The sequence below is a fragment of the Nocardia sp. NPDC102475 genome, from assembly GCF_055584605.1.
Window position 1 is genome coordinate 115,238 of the sequence record NZ_JBVJLS010000003.1, and the last position, 21,752, is coordinate 136,989.

Annotated in this window: 16 protein-coding genes and 1 pseudogene; 9 read left to right on the forward strand and 8 right to left on the reverse strand. The window is 66.0% G+C overall.

The window, feature by feature from the left end; genetic code table 11:
* The first annotated feature begins 27 nt into the window (after positions 1 to 27).
* Both ACZ60G_RS06305 and ACZ60G_RS06310 read left to right on the forward strand, forming a co-directional pair.
* Entirely contained in the window at positions 28 to 654 is a 627-nt protein-coding gene (locus tag ACZ60G_RS06305) for a TetR/AcrR family transcriptional regulator (RefSeq protein WP_051181995.1), read from the forward strand.
* 38 nt (positions 655 to 692) lie between these two features.
* Complete coding sequence (locus tag ACZ60G_RS06310) at positions 693 to 926, forward strand: hypothetical protein (RefSeq protein WP_465807786.1); 234 nt, start codon at positions 693 to 695, stop codon at positions 924 to 926.
* An 82-nt stretch (positions 927 to 1,008) separates the two neighbouring features.
* Here ACZ60G_RS06310 and ACZ60G_RS06315 read toward each other — a convergent pair whose 3' ends face one another.
* Positions 1,009 to 2,124, reverse strand: coding sequence for a BTAD domain-containing putative transcriptional regulator (locus tag ACZ60G_RS06315; protein ID WP_465807788.1), 1,116 nt, complete (start codon positions 2,122 to 2,124; stop codon positions 1,009 to 1,011).
* Between the two features lie 66 nt (positions 2,125 to 2,190).
* Positions 2,191 to 5,127 (reverse strand): ATP-binding protein, encoded by a 2,937-nt coding sequence (locus ACZ60G_RS06320; protein WP_465807790.1) that lies wholly within the window; start codon positions 5,125 to 5,127, stop codon positions 2,191 to 2,193.
* A gap of 154 nt (positions 5,128 to 5,281) precedes the next feature.
* Here ACZ60G_RS06320 and ACZ60G_RS06325 point away from each other — a divergent pair, with 154 nt between their 5' ends.
* The 6 genes from ACZ60G_RS06325 (at position 5,282) to ligD (ending at position 10,290) form a co-directional block, all read left to right on the forward strand.
* Positions 5,282 to 6,202: a hypothetical protein gene (locus ACZ60G_RS06325; protein WP_465807792.1), complete on the forward strand. Its 921-nt coding sequence runs from the start codon at positions 5,282 to 5,284 to the stop codon at positions 6,200 to 6,202.
* A 65-nt stretch (positions 6,203 to 6,267) separates the two neighbouring features.
* Positions 6,268 to 6,501, forward strand: a complete 234-nt coding sequence (locus tag ACZ60G_RS06330) for a hypothetical protein (protein WP_465807794.1) — start codon at positions 6,268 to 6,270, stop codon at positions 6,499 to 6,501.
* A gap of 37 nt (positions 6,502 to 6,538) precedes the next feature.
* Entirely contained in the window at positions 6,539 to 7,639 is a 1,101-nt protein-coding gene (locus ACZ60G_RS06335; RefSeq protein ID WP_040690060.1) for an SPFH domain-containing protein, read from the forward strand.
* Positions 7,640 to 7,676: 37 nt separating this feature from the next.
* Complete coding sequence (locus ACZ60G_RS06340) at positions 7,677 to 8,069, forward strand: cold-shock protein (protein WP_465807796.1); 393 nt, start codon at positions 7,677 to 7,679, stop codon at positions 8,067 to 8,069.
* Between the two features lie 125 nt (positions 8,070 to 8,194).
* Positions 8,195 to 9,280 carry an ATP-dependent DNA ligase gene (locus ACZ60G_RS06345; RefSeq protein WP_465807798.1) on the forward strand — a complete coding sequence of 362 codons (1,086 nt, stop codon included), beginning with the start codon at positions 8,195 to 8,197 and terminating at the stop codon, positions 9,278 to 9,280.
* A complete protein-coding gene (gene ligD, locus ACZ60G_RS06350) occupies positions 9,280 to 10,290 on the forward strand; it encodes a non-homologous end-joining DNA ligase (RefSeq protein ID WP_465807800.1) in 1,011 nt (336 codons plus the stop codon). Before ACZ60G_RS06345 ends, ligD begins: the two co-directional genes overlap by 1 nt.
* A gap of 11 nt (positions 10,291 to 10,301) precedes the next feature.
* Here ligD and ACZ60G_RS06355 read toward each other — a convergent pair whose 3' ends face one another.
* Positions 10,302 to 11,057 carry a DUF4190 domain-containing protein gene (locus tag ACZ60G_RS06355; RefSeq protein WP_465807802.1) on the reverse strand — a complete coding sequence of 252 codons (756 nt, stop codon included), beginning with the start codon at positions 11,055 to 11,057 and terminating at the stop codon, positions 10,302 to 10,304.
* A gap of 313 nt (positions 11,058 to 11,370) precedes the next feature.
* Between ACZ60G_RS06355 and ACZ60G_RS06360 the strand changes: the two genes are divergently transcribed.
* The gene (locus ACZ60G_RS06360; RefSeq protein ID WP_465807804.1) at positions 11,371 to 11,739 is read left to right on the forward strand and encodes a hypothetical protein; all 369 of its coding nucleotides are present in this window, start codon (positions 11,371 to 11,373) and stop codon (positions 11,737 to 11,739) included.
* 14 nt (positions 11,740 to 11,753) lie between these two features.
* On the opposite strand, the gene ACZ60G_RS06365 is transcribed toward ACZ60G_RS06360, so the two are convergent.
* From ACZ60G_RS06365 to ACZ60G_RS06385, 5 genes and pseudogenes are all read right to left on the reverse strand, one after another.
* Positions 11,754 to 12,425: a TetR/AcrR family transcriptional regulator gene (locus ACZ60G_RS06365; RefSeq protein ID WP_465807806.1), complete on the reverse strand. Its 672-nt coding sequence runs from the start codon at positions 12,423 to 12,425 to the stop codon at positions 11,754 to 11,756.
* On the reverse strand, positions 12,409 to 13,554 hold the full coding sequence (locus tag ACZ60G_RS06370; RefSeq protein WP_465807808.1) for an acyl-CoA dehydrogenase family protein: 1,146 nt from the start codon (positions 13,552 to 13,554) through the stop codon (positions 12,409 to 12,411). Before ACZ60G_RS06370 ends, ACZ60G_RS06365 begins: the two co-directional genes overlap by 17 nt.
* 525 nt (positions 13,555 to 14,079) lie before the next feature.
* Positions 14,080 to 20,310 (reverse strand): IPT/TIG domain-containing protein, encoded by a 6,231-nt coding sequence (locus ACZ60G_RS06375; protein WP_465807810.1) that lies wholly within the window; start codon positions 20,308 to 20,310, stop codon positions 14,080 to 14,082.
* Between the two features lie 295 nt (positions 20,311 to 20,605).
* A pseudogene (locus tag ACZ60G_RS06380) lies at positions 20,606 to 20,716 on the reverse strand (IS110 family transposase); the annotation flags it as partial.
* Positions 20,717 to 21,020: 304 nt separating this feature from the next.
* Positions 21,021 to 21,746, reverse strand: coding sequence for an aspartate/glutamate racemase family protein (locus ACZ60G_RS06385; protein ID WP_465807812.1), 726 nt, complete (start codon positions 21,744 to 21,746; stop codon positions 21,021 to 21,023).
* Between the last annotated feature and the right edge of the window lie 6 nt (positions 21,747 to 21,752).

The window sequence follows — 21,752 nt, forward strand, 5'->3', positions numbered from 1 at the left end:
ATTACGGCCAGGCATTAGTGTGGGCGGGTGCAAAAAGGCCAGGAATCAGCTGACGATGCCGGTCCTCGGATCTGGGGCGGCACGACGCTCACCGAACGTCGGGAGGCACGCCGCTCCGCGCTGCTCGAGGCCGCGCTCGACCTGATCGGAGAATCGGGCGCGGGCGGTGTCACCATGCGCGCGGTATGCCGACGCGCCAATCTCACCGACCGGTACTTCTATGAGAGCTTCGCCAGCCGCGACGAACTGCTGGATGTGCTCTACCGGCAGGTCGCCGATGAATTCCTGGAGCCGATGACGGCATTCGCCGCCGCCGATCCCTCCCGCGACCGCGTGCTGTCGGAGATCCTGGTCGACAAGGTGCTCGCCGATCCGCGCAAGTCCCGGCTGTTCCTGGTCGAACCATACTCGAGTACCGGTCTCGGCCAGACCACCATCGCGGTCATGCCGGTCTTTACCAAGGTCCTGCAGGACCACCTGTTCGCTCATATCGACGATCCGGTGCGGCGCAGACTGGCCGCGCTCACCATGGCCAGCGGTAACGCGGGCATGTTCTCGGCGTGGTTGAACGGATCGCTGCGCGCCACCCGCGAGCAGGTGATCGACCACTGCGTGGCCACGCTCGCCGCCTACCGTTCGCTCTACCAGTCCTGATTCGGTCCGCATTCGGCTCCGGCGCAGCGCGATTCGACGTGCGGGCACTGCTGGTTCAGGCGTTGATCCGCACCGACTTTCGACTGCTCTCGGTGACCAGTGCGAATACCGATATCGCCGGCCGCGTCGAGGTACGCGCCGAGCTCACCGGCGATCAGCGCGACGACCGGCAGATGGAATCGGCGGTGAGCCGGCTCGGTCTGGAGCCGTCGGTGACCAGCGTCGGCTGGCATATCTCGGTCGACGACACCGCTGACGGAGCTCGGGCATGACCCTGCTGCGCTCCTATATGCCGAGTTGTACGACAACTAAGACACCGATTCCGACCCGATCACCACCGTCCGGCCGCGCAGCTCAGATCAGTGTGAAGACGAATTCGAATTCGCCGATGCGGATCACCGCGCCGTCGGTGAGCGTCACGCTGTCGATGATGCGCGCACCGTCGAGATACACCCCGTTGGACGACCACAGGTCCTTGATCACGAAGTTCAGTCCGTTGTCCACGATCACCGCGTGCTGACGGCTGACCTTGCCGTGTTCGAGCACGATGTCGTTATCGGGCAGCCGCCCGATGCGGGTCACCGATCCGGTGATCGGATAAACCTCGCCCCGCCGATCGCGCAATTCGGCCCGCGCCCCGGCCGCAGCCTGCTCGACAATGGTGGTCGCCCGGGTCATCGTCACATCGGCGACCGCCCGGGCGGTGAGCGGATCCTGGCGCAGGATCCGCGCCTCCAACTCCTGGATCGCCGTGCCCGGGTCGATGCCGAGTTCGTCGTCCAGTGTGGTCCGAAGCTGCCGGACCGCGCCGAGTGCGTCGGATTGCCGCCCGCTCAGATATAGCGCGGTGATCAACTTCTCCCACAATGGTTCTCGCAACGGATGCGACCCAACGAGCAAGGCGAGTTCGGCCGCAACAGCGTCCGCGCGCCCGCGCGCGATATCGGCTGAGGCCCGCGCCTCGATCACACCGACCCGTTCATCGTCGAGCGCGGCGGCGTAGGCGTCGGCGAATCCGAGCCCGCGCAGATCCGACAGCACCGGGCCCCGCCACTGCTCCAGTGCACTCGACAGCGCTTCGGCGGCCGCCGTGAAGCGACCCGCCGCCAGCTCCCGCAGGCCCGCCTCCTTGCGTGCGCGGAAGCGCTGCACATCACTTGCGCCATCGGCCACCGCAATGCGGTAGCCGGTCCCGACCTGGGCAAGTACGCCACGTGCGTCGAGCCCGGCGGCCCGCAGCGGTTTGCGCAGGTTCGAGGTGATGGCGTGCAGGCTCACCCGCACATCCGAGGGCGGATGCTCCTCCCACACCGCTTGCGCCAGCGCGTCCACCGAGACCGGATGATTGGCATTGACCACCAGATACGCCAGCACCGCACGCTGTTTCGGCCCGCCGACCGGCTGCGCGACGCCATCGATCGACAGCTGTACCGGCCCGAGAACACCGAATTGCGCCCGCATTTCGGCCATCGTCGCACTCCTTACGACTGGGCCAGCCGCTGGCCCGCAAGAACACTAACCCCCGACATGTCCCTGCTACCCGTCGGATCGGGCGCGCCAGTATTCCAGGTTGCTGCGGGTGAGCAGAGTGTGCGGATGGTCGGGTCCGAGGACCCGTATCTGATCGGCGAGCAGCGGCTCGAATTCGGTAATGGCGGCACCGATATCACCCGCCTCGCCATAGCAGCCCGCGAGGCAATTGCGGGTGTGCAGGGTATCGGGATGATCCGGCCCGAGAACGCGCAACTGATCCGTCAGCAGTGCGGCGTATTCGGTAATGGCCCTGGTCGTTTCGCCGCTCTCCCGCCGCCAGCGCGCCATGCTGATGCGGGTGCGCAGGGTCTGGGCGTCATCCGGGCCGAGGATGCGGGCCTGGTCGACGAGCAGCAGTTCGAATTCGGTGAAGGCGCGCGCCAACTCGCCCGCCATGGCGCGGGAACGCGCGAGATGCAGTCGGGTGCGCAGGGTTTGCGGGTCGACGGGACCGAGGATGCGCTGCTGATCGGCGATCAGCTGTTCGAATTCGATGACAGCGCGGCGCAGGCTGCCGCGTTCACTGCGCCAGTAGGCCAGGCTGTTTCGTGCGCGCAGCGTCCACGGATGGTCGGTGCCGAGGATGCGGACGTGATCGATGACGAGCCGTTCGAAGTCCGCTACCGTCCGCTCGAGCTGGCCCATATGACCGCGCCAATCCGCGATGTCGTAGCGCGTGGTGACGGTATCGAGATCATCCACGCCCAGTACCCGCGTCTGATCGCGGGCCAGCTCTTCCAATTCGGTGACGGCGGCGGCGAATTCGCCGCTGCGGCCACGGCAGTTCGCGAGATGGTTGCGCACCAGCAGCGTGACGCGATGATCCGGCCCCATGGCAGCGGTGAAGCTCGGCAGCCAGGCCACCCAGAGATCCCGATTGTCCACCACGCGTGTGGTTTCCAGCGATTCGAGATAGCCGAATGCGGCCGCCGCGGCGCCGTAGGCCAGGTAGTGGCGCACCGCCGCACCACGGGCATAGTCGGCCACGCGCTCGGTGGTGCCCGCCTCGATGGCCGCTATCACCGCGCGGTGCGCATCCTCGCTGTGCACGCCGAGCCGGTCGCATTCATCGGCCAGTCCAGGCAGCAGGGCGGCGTGCGCGATACCGAGCGATTCATCGGCCGTGCCGGGGCGGCTGCGCGTGACCAGCACACCCAAACCCACTGTGAGATCGCGTATTCCGGCAATGCTCACCTCGGCTCCGAGTTCACGCATCGCCGCATCCAGCAGTTCCAGCGGCAGCACCGGACCGACGCCCGCCGCGACGAGCACACCGAGCACCGCGCCGATCCCCCAGGCATCGGCGACATTCGGTGCGATATCCGGTCCATCGCCCGCCGCGGCCCGGATCGCCGCGCCGACTCGCAACGCCACCAGACCGTCGACGCCGATACCCTCGGCAACCACCCGATCGGTGACCTCGTTGGCGACCTCGGCCAGCAATCCGGCCAACAGCCAGCCCGCCGCCGCGGCAGGGGAATCCGCACGCGCCGTTGGTGTTTCGGCCAACCGCGCATCGATCCAGCCGACCCATTCCTGCTCATCGATGGCGGCGCGCTCATATCCGGCCGATTCGACAATCGCGGCGATATCCTCGGCCACCGGCTCGGCGACGACGATCCGATGCATATGCCGCAGTTCCGGATCGTTCTCGAAGCCGAGCCCCTTCCGGATGCCCACGATCACCCGGACGTGCGCGAGCTCCGGTCGCCGGGTCAACTCGGCGACCGCGGCCACCAGCAGTCGCTGGGTGCCCTGTTCCGGTTCGTTCAGTCCGTCCACGACGATGGTGACCCGTCGACCCCATCCACCCAGGTCCGCCAGCGGTTGTCGCACCTCGACATCGAAAACATCGGGTGCGGTGACACTGTGCCGGGCCAGGCTCCGCGCCGCCGCGACCGCAGCGCGGAAGCCGGGCAGTCGAGTGCTCAACTGCGCGGACAACTCGGCGGCGACCGCCTCGATGGAACTGCTGACCGTCAAAAATACTGCGGCCGTGATGTATTCGGGTGCGACCGGCAGAGTGTCGACCAGGCTCGGCCGGATGAGCATGGCCAGCAGTGTCGATTTGCCGACGCCGGGCGGTCCGATCACCCCGCGCAACCGGTAACTGCCGGATCCGACGATATCGTCGAGCGTCTCGCGCACCGCCGGGGTCAGTAGCAGTCTGCGGGTGAGTTGATCGACGAAACCCGCTGCCGGACGGCCGGTTACGGCATCGCGGTGCCGAGCGATATTCGGCACCAGCCACAGGCCGGGATCACCGCCCTCGGCCGCCGATACCGTGCCCGAGGTGAACGACAGATGTTCCGGCTGCTGCCGGGTGCAGGCCGCGGCGATCGGATCGACCAGATCCGACGGCAGCAGATTCTCCCCGCGCGCGGGCAGTCCGGCCGCGAAGGTGGACAGCAGCGTTCGGGTGAAGCATCCGGCATACGCCGGCCCGTCACCGGCGGCGACCAGCAACTCCATCCGGCCCGCCGCCCGCGACAGCAGGTCGGTCCAGCGACGGGCCGCGCCGAGTACGCCCTGTTCGGTCTCACACGCGTCGACCAGGACGACCAGCCCGTCCAGCGACGATCGGTTCAACCGCTCCCGAATCTCCTGTGTCAGATGGAAGGCCGTATGCGAATTCGGCACCGCGGGCGAATCATGTCCGAGCAGAAAGAAATCCTCCGCGCTGGTCGCGGTGCCATGGCCGACGAATCCGATAAGCAGCGTCGCCTGCTCCCGCGCGGCCGCGTCGAATGCCTCGTCCACCGCCGTAACCAGCTGTGCCACTGTCGGATTCAGTACCGGACCAGGCGCCTCCGTCGCCGCCCGCCAGCCGCCGGAACCGGTCAATGTCCCGTACAGACCCGTGGCCAATTCACCGGTGAACCCCAATTCTCCCAGTGCCGCACACTCGGACCCGACCACCAGGGCGAGCCTGCCTCCCATATCAGCACCACCATTCCCACCGTCGACTCCCCGACGACCTCGACACCCCGACATCGGCCGTAGCAACTGCTTGCAGGTCGCTCGAAAGGATCAGCCGTGCGTGGTAGGAAGGTACCCGAACACACATCGGGGCAAGTGACAACGGGGGCGGCTGATGGCAGCGATCGTGTTGGTGCACGGGATCGCACAGGAGCAATACGGTGCGGATCTGCTGGAAGCGCAATGGCTTCCGGCGCTGGCCGCCGGTGTCCGCACCGCCGGCTACGGCGAACTCGCGGATCAGCTGTGGCGCGGCCAGCGCCCGGGCGTGCTCGAGGTGCGAATGGCGTTCTACGGCAATGCCTTTCTCGATCCCGGCGCGCAAGGCGGCGGCGGACCGGTCGGTACCGAGGATGCCGAACTCACCCAGCAGATCGCCGAGGCGTGGCTGGCAACGGCGGCCGGGCAGGCGGCGGATCAACGCGATCGACTGGAAGCGCAACGCTACCTGGACAATTCCGCGCTCGGCACCGAGGGCGCACAGGGCTTCGGCCGGAAGGCCAGACCTGCGGCGAATGCGCTGACCAAGCTGAAGTGGTTCGCGCCCTTCGGTTTCGGGATGGCGGGCAAATTCGTCAACCGGTCACTGGCCCAGGTCAGCAGATATCTCGCCGAGGATGCGGTGCGTGCCTATGCGCAGCAGCAGGTGCTCGACCTGATCGGTCCGGAGACCCGGCTCGTCATCGGACATTCGCTCGGCTCAGTGGTCGCCTATGAGGCACTACATCGGACCGATCAGCCCGCTGCGCTGGTCACCCTGGGTTCACCGCTGGCGCTGCAGTCCATCATCTATCCGCTGCTGCGCCCGCAGCCGCCGACGGTGCCCGCCGCGCTCACCCGCTGGGAGAATCTGGCCGATCGCGACGATATCGTCGCGGCGCATCTGGATCTGGCGCCCTATTTCCCGCCCGCGCCGGGACGCGATGTGGTGCCGACGACCCATCCTGAACTCGACAACGGCTCCAGTCCGCACGATGCCGCGCACTATCTCACCAAGAAATCGGTCGGGCACATCATCGCCGAGTCCCTCTCGTAACCGGAGCTATTCCGAATCGCGCGTACCCTGACAACTCTGGCACCGAGTGCGAGGAGTTCACCGCGATGACCGACCCCGTGCAGGGTTTGACGGGTACGCTCACCTCGCCGATCCGGGGCCCCGGAATGCTCGGCGAAGTATTGGTTGCGATTCGCGGGGGCACGGAGATATATATCGCGCGGGCGGCCGAGCCGATCTCGGCCGGCGAAACCGTCCTGATCATCGCGGTACAACCGGGCCGCATCGTCGATGTGGTGCCGTGGATTCCGCTGGGACCCGTCCCGGTCGACGACATCTGACACCGCGACCGAAGTTATGAACTGCCAGGGAGGCACAGTGCTGGGTTATCACGTTCCAGATCCTGACGAGGCGATGCTGGTCAGCGGCGGTACGAGCAAGGACAACGCGCCCTTCGGCGTCGTCATCGGGCGCGGCAAATGGGTGATGCCGTTCTTCCGCAAGGTGAGCTATCTGTCGCTGGCCATGTTCGAGGCCGAGATCAAGGAACGCTGCGTCACCAAGCAGGCCATCCAGCTCGAGGTGCGCGCGGTGATCGCGTTCAAGGTCGCCAACGACACCCAGTCGATCGTCAATGCGGCCCAACGCTTTCTGTCCGAACAGGAGCGGGAGATGTCGGTGCTGACCGGACGCATCTTCTCCGGACACCTGCGCTCGATCGTCGGCTCGATGACGGTCGAGGAGATCATCCGCGAACGCCAGCGGCTGGCCGACGAGGTGCTGGTGGCCTCCAAGGTGGAGATGAGCAATATCGGCCTGTGGGTGGATTCGTTCCAAATCCAATCCATCGATGACGGCAATCTGGGGTACATCACCGCATTGGCCGCACCGCACAACGCGGCCGTGCAGCGCGATGCGCAGATCGCGCAGTCACAGGCCGCGCAGCGGGCCGCCGAGGCCGAACAGGAATCGCTGCGCCGCCGAGCCGAATATCAGCGTGAGACCGCCATTCTCCAAGCGCAGTATCAGCAGGATATCGATAAGGCCAATGCCGAAGCGGCACAGGCCGGTCCGCTGGCCGAGGCCAAGGCGATGCAGGAGGTGCTCACCGCGCAGGCCGAACAGGCACGCAAAGAGGCCGAGTTGCGTGAGCAGCAGTTGCAGGCCGAAGTCGTGAAACCCGCTCAGGCCGAAGCGGAACGGGTGCGCATCCTCGCCGAGGCCGAGGCCGATCGGACCCGGATCCAGGCCGAAGCGGCGGCCTCGAACAACCGGATCGCCTTGGACCAGTTGCTGATCGAGCAGCTGCCGGAAATCGTCAAGCAGGCCTCCAACGGCCTGGCGAACGCCAACCTGACGGTGCTCAACGGACCCGACGGTGTCGGCGAATTGGTCAACGGAATGGTCGGTCAGGGCCTCACTGTATTCAACTCGTTACAAAAGGCGCTTTCATCCAACGACGGGGATAATGCGGGCTAAAGTGGCCGAGTAGCGACGGCGCGAGGAGCGGGTGTTGGTGTCCATCGGGAAATTGGTGTCGTTCGACAGTTCGCGGGGATTCGGGTTCATTCGGCCCGACGATGGTGGCCCGGATGTGTTCGTTCATGTGAACGACATCGGACTGGACGAAGATGAACTGCGCCAGGGGCGGGTGTTCGAATTCGATGTGACCGAGGGTGATCGTGGTCCGAAGGCGGTCAACCTCGCCCTGGTCGGCGGTCAACCACTACCACCCGCTCCTCGGCACAAAAAAGACAGATCCGGCTCCGGCCAACTGACCGTCACCGAACACAAACGCCTGATCACCGAGCTACTGCTGGACGCAAGCCCCGCCCTCACCGCCGGTGAGATCCTCACCATCCGCGACCGCCTCACCGCCTTCGCCGATCAGCACGGCTGGCTGGAATAGCGCGCAACGCGAAGTTCACAAGCTTGTCGGACCTGCGATTTACGATCGAGTTCGAGCCCGCACCGATGAATCCGCGTCGCCCGCGACGTCGGCACAGGTGAGGAGCGAACCCCGAGGAGGATCGTGTGGACCTACCGGTCATGCCGCCTGTCAGGCCGATGCTGGCGAAAACGGCCCCGTCGGTGCCGCACGAGCCTGGCCTGAGTTTCGAACCGAAATGGGACGGCTTTCGCTGCGTGGTGTTCCGCGACGGCGACGAAGTGGAACTCGGTTCCCGCAACGACCGCCCACTCACCCGCTATTTTCCCGAGGTCGCCGAACTGCTGAAGGCGGCGCTGCCGGATAAATGCGTGGTGGACGGTGAAATCGTGGTGGTCACCGATGAGGGACTCGATTTCGACACCCTGCAGAACCGGTTGCATCCGGCGGCCTCGCGGGTCAACAAGTTGGCCAAGGAAACACCGGCCAGCTTCGTAGCCTTCGATCTACTCGCTCTCGGCGACAAGGATCTGACCGGTGAGCCGTTCGCCGAACGCCGACGGCTGCTGGAGACCATTCTCGATACCGAACTCGCCCGCGTGCACCTGACTCCGATCACCCAGGATCCCGCCGTCGCCGAGGACTGGTTCACCCGCTTCGAGGGTGCGGGTTTCGACGGCGTCATGGTCAAGTCCAACGAACTGGCGTATCTGCAGGACAAGCGGGTGATGCTCAAGATCAAACACGAGCGCACCGCGGACTGCGTGGTGGCCGGTTTCCGCTGGCACAAGGATGGCGAGGGCGTCGGTTCGCTGCTGCTCGGACTCTTCGACGACGAGGGCAATATGCATCACGTCGGAGTCGCGAGCAGTTTCACCGCGGCCAAACGCAAGTCGCTGGTGGATGAGCTGAAACCGTTGCGGGAGAACGCATTGGCGAATCATCCGTGGCGGGAATGGGCCGATGCCGCGGCGCAGGCGAAGGCCGATGGCAAGATGCCGGGCGGGGTGAGCCGATGGACCGGCGGCAAGGATCTGTCCTGGGAGGCGCTGCGTCCGGAGTTGGTCGCCGAGGTCCGCTACGAACATGTGCAGTCCGGCCGATTGCGGCACGGCGGCAGGCTGGTGCGTTTCCGATCCGATCGAACACCGGAATCGTGTACCTACGCCCAACTCGACGAGGTCGCACCGGCCGAATTGAGCGCCATCTTCACCGAAGCCCAGGGGCAATGATGACCGAGTCGGTCGATATCGAGGTGGACGGCACAACCGTCGCCATCAGCAATCCGAACAAGGTCTACTTCACCAAACGCGGTGAGACGAAACTCGATCTGGTGCGGTACTACCAGGCGGTGGCCGAACCGTTCCTGCAGGTGGTGCGCGATCGGCCGCTGCTGCTGGAACGTTATCCCGATGGGGCGTCCGGTAAGTCGTGGTTCCAGAAGCGGGTGCCGAAATCCGCGCCGGATTGGCTGCACACCGTGGAGGTCGCCACGCCCAACGGCACCACCAGCGATGCGCTGGTCGCCCACGATCTCGCGCACATTCTGTGGGCGGTGAACCAGGGCTGCCTCGGCTTCCACGTCTGGCCCAATCACGTCGCCGATCTAAATATCGCCGATGAGCTGCGCATCGACCTGGATCCCTCGCCGGGCATCACCTTCGACGATCTCAAACACGCCGCCGTACTCACCCGTGAGCTGTTCACCGAACTCGGCATCGACTCCCGCATCAAGACCTCAGGCTCGCGTGGATTGCATATTTACGTTGCACTGGAACCGAAATGGGACGGCTATCAGGTGCGTGCGGCCGCGGTCGCGCTGGCTCGCGAACTGGAGCGGCGGCATCCGGACGAGATCACCGCACAGTGGTGGAAGGAGGAGCGCGGTAACCGCGTCTTCGTCGACTTCAACCAAAACGCACCGCACAAAACGGTTTTCGGCGCGTGGTGTGTGCGACCGAAGGTCGGCGCGCAGGTCTCCACGCCGATCGCCTGGTCCGATCTGGACACCGTTGTCCCCGAGGAACTGACCATTGCCAGCGTCCCCGCGCGGCTGGCCGAATCCGGTGACCCGTGGGCGGACCGACCGGCCCAATCCATCGAGCCGCTGCTGAAAATGTCGGAGCGGGATATGGCATCCGGGCTCATGGACGCACCGTGGCCGCCGCAATATCCCAAGATGCCGAACGAGCCGCCCCGGGTACAGCCGAGCCGGGCCAAGAAGCCGGAAACAGAAGGCTAGTTACTGGGAGGCTATTCGGTCCAGAGCACCCACACCTTGCTCTCACACGTCACTGCGCGCCCGTCCGCGGTGCGGGCACTCTTCGTCGAACCGTCGCATTTGGTCCCCGGCTCCGCAACGGTGCCGCCGACGGTGTATGGACCGTTCCACTGGTAGACACCGCCGCTGGCCAGGCACAGCAGTGTGTTGCCGTCGGTCCCCGTGCCGATGCGGCCCGGCTCGGTGCACACCGTGCCCTTCTTCGGGGCCACCTGGCTCGTCGGCGCCGCGGCCGAGGTGACCGGAGGTGCGACGACCGTCGGAGCCACCGAGGGCTGCGGGATGGCGGTCTGGGCGATGGTGGAGGGCAGCGCGACACTCGATACGACCGGGGTCCGGCTCACCCCGGCCAGCGCGTCGGAGAAATTGCTGCCGGACAGCACGACATATCCGGCGATACCGACCACCTCGATCACACCGAGCAGCAGAGCGCACACCGCCATCGTCTTGCCGCGCGGATGGCTGAAGGCGATGAACCCGAAGACGATCGCGACCGGAAAGAGACCGAGCAGCGCGGCCACCAACGCGACGATCGCATACGGGTTGACGATGGGCGGAACCTCGACCCGCAGGCGACCGGCCCGGGTAGGGCGCCGGGCCGGCGGCTCGGCCTCCGGCCAGCGGTCGTTGGGATCCGGATCCGGCCACCGGCCGATCGCTCCGGTCTCCGCCTCGTACTCCTCCGGCTGTGCCTCCGGCCAGCGCTCACGGTTATCAGTCCGTGCCATTCAGGTCCCTCTTCCACACCACCAAACCGCGCAGGAACCACGAACTGCCCGGACCCGCCCCGATACCGACAAAGGATAGGGGCCGAAGGCCGCAACATCATCCGAAACGGCCGATCAATCGTCATCAAACCGTAACCGCGAACGCCGCCATGTCAACTCGGCCTCTACTCGGCACCGGGGCGACCGGATTCGGCACGATGCGGTTCGAGCACTGGAGTAACAAACCGGCAAACACCACTCGCACCGCGCGCCGTCGAGGTACATGCTGGTCTCGGGACCGCCCCATGCGGTGACGTCAGCAGAGGAGGGATGTATGCGCGGTGAATCCGGTTCGAAAGGACAACAAGGTCGGCCATGGCATTCCCACGCGGGCGATCTACTCGGTGACGACTACAACGTGCCTGGCATCATTCTGTGCGCGCTCGGCATCGTCGCCATGGCGTGCACACTGACCGCGGCTGGTTACGGCTTCATCGGCTGGACCCAGATCGGTGCGACAGTGACCGCCGCATTGTGGATCTCCGGAATCGGCGCACTGCTGGTCGAGCATCGCCGCGAGGAAGTGATCGAGCGGAAGTACGGCCGCAACGGGCACGCCCCAGGGCATGTGCGGCGCGTCCGCTACAGCGCCACCGAGCGCAGGATCGCGGCGGGTGAAAGACCTTCGGAATTGCCGAAATAGCCCGCGCCACAAGGTCAGCGCCCGGGATCCACCTTCGGCATGGTTTCGGTCACCAGTGTCATCAGCATGTCGGACAGCAGCGCGTGCACCTGCTCGCGGGTGAGGGCGCCGCGGGTGATCCATTCTCGGCCCGCGACTTTCACCAACCCACCGAATGCGCGCACCATGGCGCGCAGTTGCGCACTGTGCGCCGACTCCGCGCGCCCGACCATCAGCAGCATCCGCTCGGCGGCCGCGTCATCGGCCTGATCCAGGATCTGCTGCACCTCGGGATCATCACCGACGCCCTCGTGACTGGTCACCTTGACCCAGGTGCTGCCGTGTTCGGAGATGACATCCAGCAGCCAGTGCACACTCGCGTCGACGCGTTCGCGATCGGTGCCGGTCGGCGCGACCATATCGTCGAGGCGCGGCAGGGTGACCATCCGGCGCACGACCGCGAGATACAGGTCGCGCTTATTGCCGAAGTAATGGTTGATCAGCCCGCGCGCGACACCGGCCCGCTGTGCGAGTTCCGCGGTGGAGACCGCCGCGTAGGGCCGCTCGCCGAACATGTCGATTGCGCACTCCAGGATCTGTGCGCGTCGCTCGTCCGGTTCCAGCCTGCGCCTGCGCGGCTGCGCCTCGGTGTCGCTTCGAGCGACCCGCAAGCGATCGCTAGCGGCGACCTCAGAGTGACCTGGCAATGAGATCCTTCATAACCTCGTTGCTGCCCGCGAGGATGCGCAGTACGCGGGCACCGGTGTAGAGCTGGGAAATCGGATACTCCGTCATGTAGCCGTAGCCGCCGAACAGTTGCAGGCAGCGATCGACCACAATACCGAGTTGGTCGGTCAGCCAGTACTTCGACATCGCAGCCGTGGGAATATCGAGTTCGCCGCGCAGATGTTTGCCGATGCAGTCGTCGAGGAAGATCCGGCTCACCTTGGCGATGGTCGCGCATTCGGCCATCTCGAATTTGGTGTTCTGCATCGCGAACAGCGGCTTACCGAAGGCCTCGCGCCCCTTGGTGTAGTCGACGGTCAGCTGCACCGCCTTCTCCATCATGGCGACCGCGATAATGCCCGTGACCAGCCGCTCCTGGGCCAGCAGTTGCATCATCTGATAGAAGCCCTGGCCCTCGGCCTCGCCGAGCAGATTCGAGGCGGGCACGCGCAGTCCGTCGAAGAACAGCTCCGCGGTGTCCTGGGCCTTGCCGCCGATCTTGTTCAGGATGCGGCCGCGCTTGAAGCCCGGGGTGTCGTCACCCACCTCGGCGAAGATCAGCGAAACGCCCGCCGCGCCCTTGGTCGGATCGGTCTTGGCGGCGATGATGATGCCGTCGCAGAGCCAGCCATTGGTGATGAAGATCTTCGAGCCGGTGATGACGTATTCGTCGCCTTCGCGGACCGCGCGGGTCTTGATGTTCTGCAGATCCGAGCCGGTGCCCGGTTCGGTCATGCCGATGGAGAGCACCATCTCACCGGTCGCGGCCTTGGGCAGCACCCGCCGCTTGAGGTCTTCGGTGCCGAAGTGCTGGATATAGGGCGCGATGATCGAGGTGTGCACGGCCATGCCCATCGAGCCGTCACCCGCGAAAGCCTGTTCCTCGATAATGGCGGCCTCGTGCGCGAAAGTGCCGCCACCGCCGCCGTATTCGGTCGGAGTCGCGGTGCACAGCAGGCCGAGTTCGCCGGCCCGGTTGTACAGGGCGCGGTCGGGATGTCCCTGCGCGACGAACTTCTCCTCGTGCGGGACGACTTCCTTTTCGAAGAAGTTGCGCGCCAGTTCCCGGACCGCCTCGACCTCGTCGTCACTCCATGCCGCGCGTGCCATCGCAGAATCCTTTGCTCGTCGCGCGGGCCACCGCACCCGCGTCTCGTCATCAGGTTGGCGCACTATTGGCACAATGTCAACAAAGTGAGCACGCGGCAGGTCGCGGCGGGTTCACCAGGCGAGAATGCGGATCAGCCGGTTGACCCGCACCTGGTTCATGCGACCGGTCTTCGACCAGATCCGTATGACCCCAACTTCAGTTCGCTCGTGGCCGTCGACCATGAATCGTCGAACCACAAGGGCTGAGAATCGATCCCAAATAAGCGGGCCTGTGCCCGCCTCGGTGACGAGACTCAACGGGCCCAACCAGCCCTGACCGATGGGCAGGGCCGGTAGAACTCCTCGGCATCGATGCGATGCGAGCGCTCTACCTTCCCCGTTCAGTCGCGGGGTGCGGGGCTTGATGTAGACGTGGTTGATGCCCTTGTCGAGCACGTGCCAGTGGAATCCGGACTGGAGCTCCGCGCCAACGCGATTGGGCCGTCGGCAGGCAATTGCCCGCCGACGGCCCAGCCACACCCACCGTCAGAGGTAGGTGTAGGAGACCCCGTTGCTGGTTCCTCCCGGGGTGGTGACGGTGACCAGTATCGTCCCGACGGTGCCGGAGGGGACGATCGCGGTGATCTGGGTGTCGGAGTCGACACTGAACGAGGTTGCCGGTGTGCCACCGAAACTCACCGCGGTCGCACCCGTCAGATTCGTCCCGGTGATGGTGACCGTGTTCCCGCCGGCCGCCGTACCCGAAGCCGGACTGACCGCGCTCAGGGTCGGCACCGCCGCGTAGGTGAAGGAGACGCCGTCGACGGTTCCTCCCGCGGTAGTGACGGTGACCAGTACCGTCCCGGCCGACCCGGCAGGGGTGACCGCCGTGATCTGGGTGTCGGAATCGACACTGAACGAACTAGCCGGTGTGCCACCGAAATTCACCGCGGTCGCTCCGGTCAGTCCTGTTCCGGTCAGCACGACCGTGGTCCCACCTGCTACCGGACCGGCGTTCGGCGCGATGGTGGTCAGCGTGGGGACTGCGACGTAGGTGTAGGAGATCCCGTTACTCGTTCCACCTGCGGTGGTGACGGTGACCAGTATCGTCCCGGCCGCCCCAGCAGGGACGATGGCCGTGATCTGTGTGGCGGAGTCGACACTGAACGAGGTCGCTGGTGTACCACCGAAACTCACCGTGGTCGCACCCGTCAGATTCGTCCCGGTGAGCACGACCGCTGTGCCGCCGGTTACCGGGCCGGCGTTGGGCACCACTGTGGTCAGCGTGGGAATCGCCGCGTAGGTGTAGGCGACCCCGTTGCTGGTGCCACCCACGGTGGTGACGGTGACCAGGATCGTCCCGGCCGACCCGGCGGGGGCGACCGCGGTGATCTGCGTCGAGGAGTTCACGGTGAACGAAGTCGCCGGTGTGCCACCGAAACTCACCGCAGTGGCCGCGGTCAGAGCTGTGCCGGTGAGCACGACCGTCGTCCCACCTGCCACCGGACCGGCGTTGGGTACCACTGTGGTCAGCGTGGGCACCGCAACGTAGGTGTAGGAGACCCCGTTGCTGGTGCCACCCACAGTGGTGACGGTGACCAGTATCGTCCCGGCCGCCCCAGCAGGGACGATGGCCGTGATCTGGGTGGTGGAGTCGATCGTGAACGAAGTCGCCGGTGTGCCACCGAAATTCACCGCGGTCGCACCCGTCAGATTCGTCCCGGTGATGGTGACCGTGGTCCCGCCTGCTACCGGACCGGCGTTGGGTACCACTGTGGTCAGTGTGGGCACCGCGACGTAGGTGTAGGTGACGCCGTTGCTGGTTCCGCCGGCTGTGGTGACGGTGACCGACACCGTTCCGGCCGCACCTGCTGGGGCGACGGCGGTGATCTGGGTGTCGGAGTTCACGGTGAACGAGGTCGCCGGTGTGCCACCGAAACTCACCGCGGTCGCACCCGTGAGGGCTGTGCCGGTGAGCACGACCGTGGTCCCGCCGGTCACCGAACCCACGTTGGGCACCACCGTGGTCAGCGTCGGCACCGCCGCGTAGGTGTAGGAGACCCCGTTGCTGGTTCCACCCACGGTGGTGACCGTGACCGACACCGTCCCGGCGGACCCGGCGGGGGCGACGGCGGTGATCTGGGTGTCGGAGTTCACGACGAACGAGGTCGCCGGTGTGCCCCCGAAACTCACCCCGGTCGCACCCGTCAGACCTGTGCCGGTGAGCACAACCGTCGTCCCACCGGCCACCGGACCAGCGTTCGGGGCGATGGCGGTCAGTGTCGGAACCGCAACGTAGGTGTAGGAGACCCCGTTACTCGTTCCACCCACGGTGGTGACCGTGACCGACACCGTCCCGGCCGCACTTGCGGGAGCGACCGCGGTGATCTGCGTGGCGGAGTTCACGACGAACGAGGTCGCTGGTGTGCCACCGAAACTCACCGCAGTCGCACCCGTCAGATTCGTCCCGGTCAGCACGACGGTGGTCCCGCCTGCTACCGGACCGGCGTTGGGTACCACTGTGGTCAGTGTGGGCACCGCAACGTAGGTGAAGGAGACGCCGTTGCTGGTGCCACCCACGGTGGTGACAGTGACCGACACCGTTCCGGCCGCACCTGCTGGGGCGACCGCCGTGATCTGCGTGTCGGAGTCGATCGTGAACGAAGTCGCCGGTGTGCCACCGAAACTCACCGCTGTGGCACCCGTCAGATTCGTGCCGGTGAGCACGACCGTCGTCCCACCTGCCACCGGACCAGCGTTCGGGGCGATGGCCGTCAGCGTCGGCACCGCAACATAGGTGAACGCGACCCCGTTACTGGTGCCACCCACGGTGGTCACAGTGACCGACACCGTACCGGCCGACTCGGCGGGGGCGACCGCTGTGATCTGCGTTGACGAGTTCACCGTGAACGAGGTCGCCGGTGTGCCACCGAAATTCACTGCGGTCGCTCCGGTCAGGGCTGTTCCGGTGAGCACGACCGTGGTGCCGCCCGTCACGGGACCGGCGTTCGGGACGATGGCGGTCAGTGTCGGCACCGCGACGTAGGTGTAGGAGACCCCGTTACTGGTGCCACCCGCGGTGGTGACCGTGACCGACACCGTTCCGGCCGCACCGGCGGGGGCGACCGCCGTGATCTGCGTGTCGGAGTCGATCGTGAACGAACTCGCCGGTGTCCCACCGAAATTCACCGCGGTCGCACCGGTCAGACCTGTTCCGGTCAGCACGACCGTGGTGCCGCCCGTCACCGGACCGGCGTTCGGGACGATCGCGGTCAGCGTCGGCACCGCAACGTAGGTGAACGCGACCCCGTTACTGGTGCCACCAGCTGTGGTGACAGTGACCGACACCGTTCCGACCGCACCGGCGGGGGCGACGGCGGTGATCTGGGTGTCGGAGTTCACGGTGAACGAGGTTGCCGGTGTGGCACCGAAATTCACTGCGGTGGCTCCGGTCAGACCTGTTCCGGTGAGCACGACCGTGGTGCCGCCAGTCACCGGACCGGCATTCGGAGCGATGGTGGTCAGCGTCGGCACCGCAACATAGGTGAAGGAAACGCCGTTGCTGGTGCCACCCACGGTGGTGACAGTGACCGACACCGTTCCGGCCGCACCGGCTGGGGCGACCGCCGTGATCTGCGTTGACGAGTTGACCGTGAACGAGGTCGCCGGTGTGGCACCGAAATCCACCGCGGTCGCACCCGTCAGGGCTGTTCCGGTCAGCACGACCGTCGTCCCACCCGTCACCGGACCAGCGTTCGGGGCGATGGTGGTCAGCGTCGGCACCGCGACGTAGGTGTAGGAAACGCCGTTACTGGTGCCACCCACGGTCGTGACGGTAACCAGTACCGTTCCGGCCGACCCGGCGGGGGCGACCGCTGTGATCTGCGTTGACGAGTTCACCGTGAACGAAGTCGCCGGTGTGCCACCGAAATCCACCGCGGTCGCTCCGGTCAGGTTCGTGCCGGTGAGCACGACCGTGGTGCCGCCGGTCACCGGACCGGCGTTCGGGACGATGGCGGTCAGTGTCGGCACCGCGACATAGGTGAACGCGACCCCGTTACTCGTTCCACCCACGGTCGTGACGGTAACCAGTACCGTCCCGGCCGCACCTGCGGGGGCGACCGCGGTGATCTGCGTCGACGAGTTGACGGTGAACGAAGTCGCTGGTGTGCCACCGAAACTCACCGCGGTCGCACCGGTCAGATTCGTGCCGGTCAGTACGACGGTGGTCCCACCTGCCACCGGACCGGTGTTCGGGACGATGGTGGTCAGCGTCGGCACCGCAACGTAGGTGTAGGAGACCCCGTTACTGGTGCCACCCACGGTGGTGACAGTGACCAGTACCGTTCCGGCCGTCCCGGCGGGGGCGACCGCTGTGATCTGGGTGTCGGAGTTCACCGTGAACGAGGTCGCCGGTGTGCCACCGAAACTCACCCCGGTCGCACCCGTGAGACCTGTGCCGGTGAGCACAACCGTCGTCCCACCTGCCACCGGACCAGCGTTCGGCGCGATGGCGGTCAGTGTCGGCACCGCAACGTATGTGAAGGAGACACCGTTACTCGTTCCACCCACGGTGGTGACCGTGACCGACACCGTCCCGGCCGCCCCGGCGGGGGCGACCGCGGTGATCTGCGTGGCGGAGTTCACGACGAACGAGGTCGCTGGTGTGCCACCGAAACTCACCGCAGTCGCTCCGGTCAGGTTCGTGCCGGTGAGCACAACCGTGGTGCCGCCGGTCACCGGACCGGCGTTCGGGGCGATGGTGGTGAGGGTGGGGACTGCGACGTAGGTGTAGGAGACCCCGTTGCTGGTGCCACCCACGGTGGTGACCGTGACCAGTACCGTCCCGGCTGCACCTGCTGGGGCGACGGCGGTGATCTGCGTCGAGGAGTTGACGGTGAACGAAGTCGCTGGTGTGGCACCGAAATTCACCGCGGTCGCACCCGTCAGGTTTGTTCCGGTGAGCACGACGGTCGTCCCACCCGCTACTGGACCGGCGTTCGGCGCGATGGTGGTCAGCGTGGGGACTGCGACGTAGGTGTAGGAGACGCCGTTGCTGGTGCCACCCGCGGTGGTGACGGTGACCAGTACCGTCCCGACTGAATGGGCCGGCGTCACCGCGGTGATCTGCGTGGCGGAGTTCACGGTGAACGAAGTCGCTGGTGTGGCACCGAAATTCACCGCGGTGGCACCGGTCAGATTCGTGCCGGTCAGCACAACCGTTGTCCCACCTGCCACGGGACCGGCATTCGGGGCAATGGCCGTCAGCGTCGGCACCGCAACATAGGTGTAGGAAACCCCGTTACTCGTTCCACCCACGGTGGTGACAGTGACCAGTATCGTCCCGGCCGACCCGGCGGGGGCGACCGCGGTGATCTGCGTCGAGGAGTTCACGGTGAACGACGTCGCCGGGGTGCCACCGAAACTCACCGCGGTCGCACCCGTCAGATTCGTCCCGGTGAGCACAACCGTGGTCCCACCAGCCACCGGACCAGCGTTTGGGGCGATGGTGGTCAGCGTGGGAACCGCGACGTAGGTGTAGGAGACGCCGTTGCTGGTGCCACCCGCGGTGGTGACGGTGACCAGTACCGTCCCGACTGAATGGGCCGGCGTCACCGCGGTGATCTGCGTCGAGGAGTTGACGGTGAACGAAGTCGCTGGTGTGCCACCGAAACTCACCGCGGTCGCACCGGTCAGGTTCGTGCCGGTGAGCACCACCGTGGTGCCACCCGTCACCGGACCAGCGTTCGGCGCGACGGTGGTCAGCGTGGGAACCGCGACGTAGGTGTAGGAGACCCCGTTACTCGTTCCACCCACGGTGGTGACAGTGACCAGTACCGTCCCGACTGAATGGGCCGGCGCCACCGCGGTGATCTGCGTCGAGGAGTTCACGGTGAACGACGTCGCCGGGGTGCCACCGAAACTCACCGCGGTCGCACCCGTCAGATTCGTGCCGGTCAGCACAACCGTGGTCCCACCAGCCACCGGACCAGCATTCGGAGCGATGGCCGTCAGCGTCGGCACCGCAACATAGGTGTAAGAGACACCGTTACTGGTTCCACCGGCTGTGGTGACGGTGACCGACACCGTCCCGGCCGCTCCGGCGGGGGCGACGGCGGTGATCTTCGTCGACGAGTTGACGGTGAACGAAGTTGCCGGGGTGCCACCGAAACTCACCGCGGTCGCTCCGGTCAGGTTCGTGCCGGTGAGCACGACCGTGGTCCCGCCGGTCACCGGCCCGGCGCTGGGCACCACCGTAGTCAGCGTGGGGACTGCGACGTAGGTGAAGGAGACACCATTGCTGGTTCCACCCGCGGTGGTGACCTTGACCGACACCGTCCCGACTGAATGGGCCGGCGCCACCGCGGTGATCTGCGTCGAGGAGTTCACGGTGAACGAAGTCGCTGGTGTGCCACCGAAACTCACCCCGGTCGCACCCGTCAGATTCGTGCCGGTCAGCACGACCGTCGTCCCCCCGGCCGCCGACCCCGAAGCCGGACTGATGCTGGTCAAGGTAGGAACCCCGACATAGGTGTAGGGCAGCGAGTTGCTCGTGCCATCCAGCAGTGCCTGGACGGTGACGTTCACCGTGCCGGTTCCAGACGGAGCGATGGCCGTGATCTGGGTATTGGAGTCGATGGTGAATGTCGTTGCCGTCGTGCCGAACCGGACAGCCAACGGACCCACACCGCTGAACCCGGAGCCGGTGATGACTACAGAGTTGAAACCCGCTGCAGGGCCGGACGAGGGTGTCAGCGAGGTGATAACAGGTGCCATTTCTTGCCTTCTAACCAGTGATAGTGAAATGGGTTGTCCCGCAGCAGCACAGGCCTGGATCGTGACACCGCTTATATCCAGTAACCCTCCAGCGCAGGCACTTCGGCAATGAATCCCCGGTCCGTTTTCGTCCGGTTTGTATCCGTGTTCGGTTCGACCGGTAGCTGTTCAGCGCGCTGGCTACCCCGTCGCACCTGTTCCCCGAACTCGAGCCGACCGCCCCGACAGGAGATGCCCCACCGCCGCGGTATTCGATCTGAATATGCACGGGCCTGCCGCATCGCCGACTCGCTCGGAGCACACCGAACTCAGTGAAAGTTTCGTCGCCGACATCGACGCGGCGCAGCGTGTGCGGCATAGTGCGGGCCGCATCGGCGATGATGTGCGCGTCACGAGCGTCGGTCTCAGGGACAAAGCCGGGGACGCGGGGACGTCCTGCGGCCATTGCGGGGAATCGAACGCCTTCCCGCCCCAGTGCACAGAGAACCGACGACGTCGGCTGTGAAGCCGACGTCCCCACAGCAGGGCGGTGTAGTCGCTGCTGCCGGTGGCCAGGTGAGTCCTTGGCGAACCATGGGACACCAACGACACCGAGGACTACCTCGCCTCGCTCCTAGCTACAGCCCCGCCGACCCCAGCACCCGGCCTGGTGGCGTGGAACGACCTGCCCGGATGTCATGGCATACCGAAATCGTTGGCGAACAAAGATTTCAGTCGATGGCGCCGCCATACCAGGTCGGAAGCGGGCGCGTCCCGACGGCGACCTGGTGGGCGGCCGCAGCAAGCAGTCGAGTGGAATCCAGTGTGGGTAAAGGGGATACGTCCGGCGTTACCAACAGCGGGATCTCGGTACAGACCAGGGCGACGGCGTCACAGCCCAGACCATGCAGGCGGTTGATGATATCGAGGTAGCGCTGCCGGGATGCGGCCGTGATCACTCCTGCGCACAGTTCGGTGAAGATGATGTCGTCGATCAGGCGGCGCTCGTCGGAGTCCGGGATCTCGGCGGCGATTCTCTTGGCCGCCAACACGCGCGGGTAGATCGGGCCGGTCATCGTGTACTTGGTACCCAGCACTGCGACCCGCCGATAACCTTCCGCGGCCGCCTTTTCCGCGACGATTTCGGCGATGTGCAGACCCGGCAGTGCCAGGTCTTCGCCGTCGCACTCCAGCGCCATATGCGCGGTGTTGTCGGGGCAGACGAAGAATTCGGCTCCGGCGTTGGCGAGGCGATCGACGCTGGTGGCCAAGGTCTTTCGAATCGCGCCGTGATCACCGGCCTCCCACGCGGGCATGCTGCGGCCCAACGCGATGCAATCCAGGGTCACATCGGCGTGCTCGTGTCTTCCGAGATCGCGGGCACCCTCCTGCGACAGCGTCCGCAAGCAGAGCGACGCGCCTTCGATACTGTGCGCCAAGATACCAACATGCCTCATCGCGCT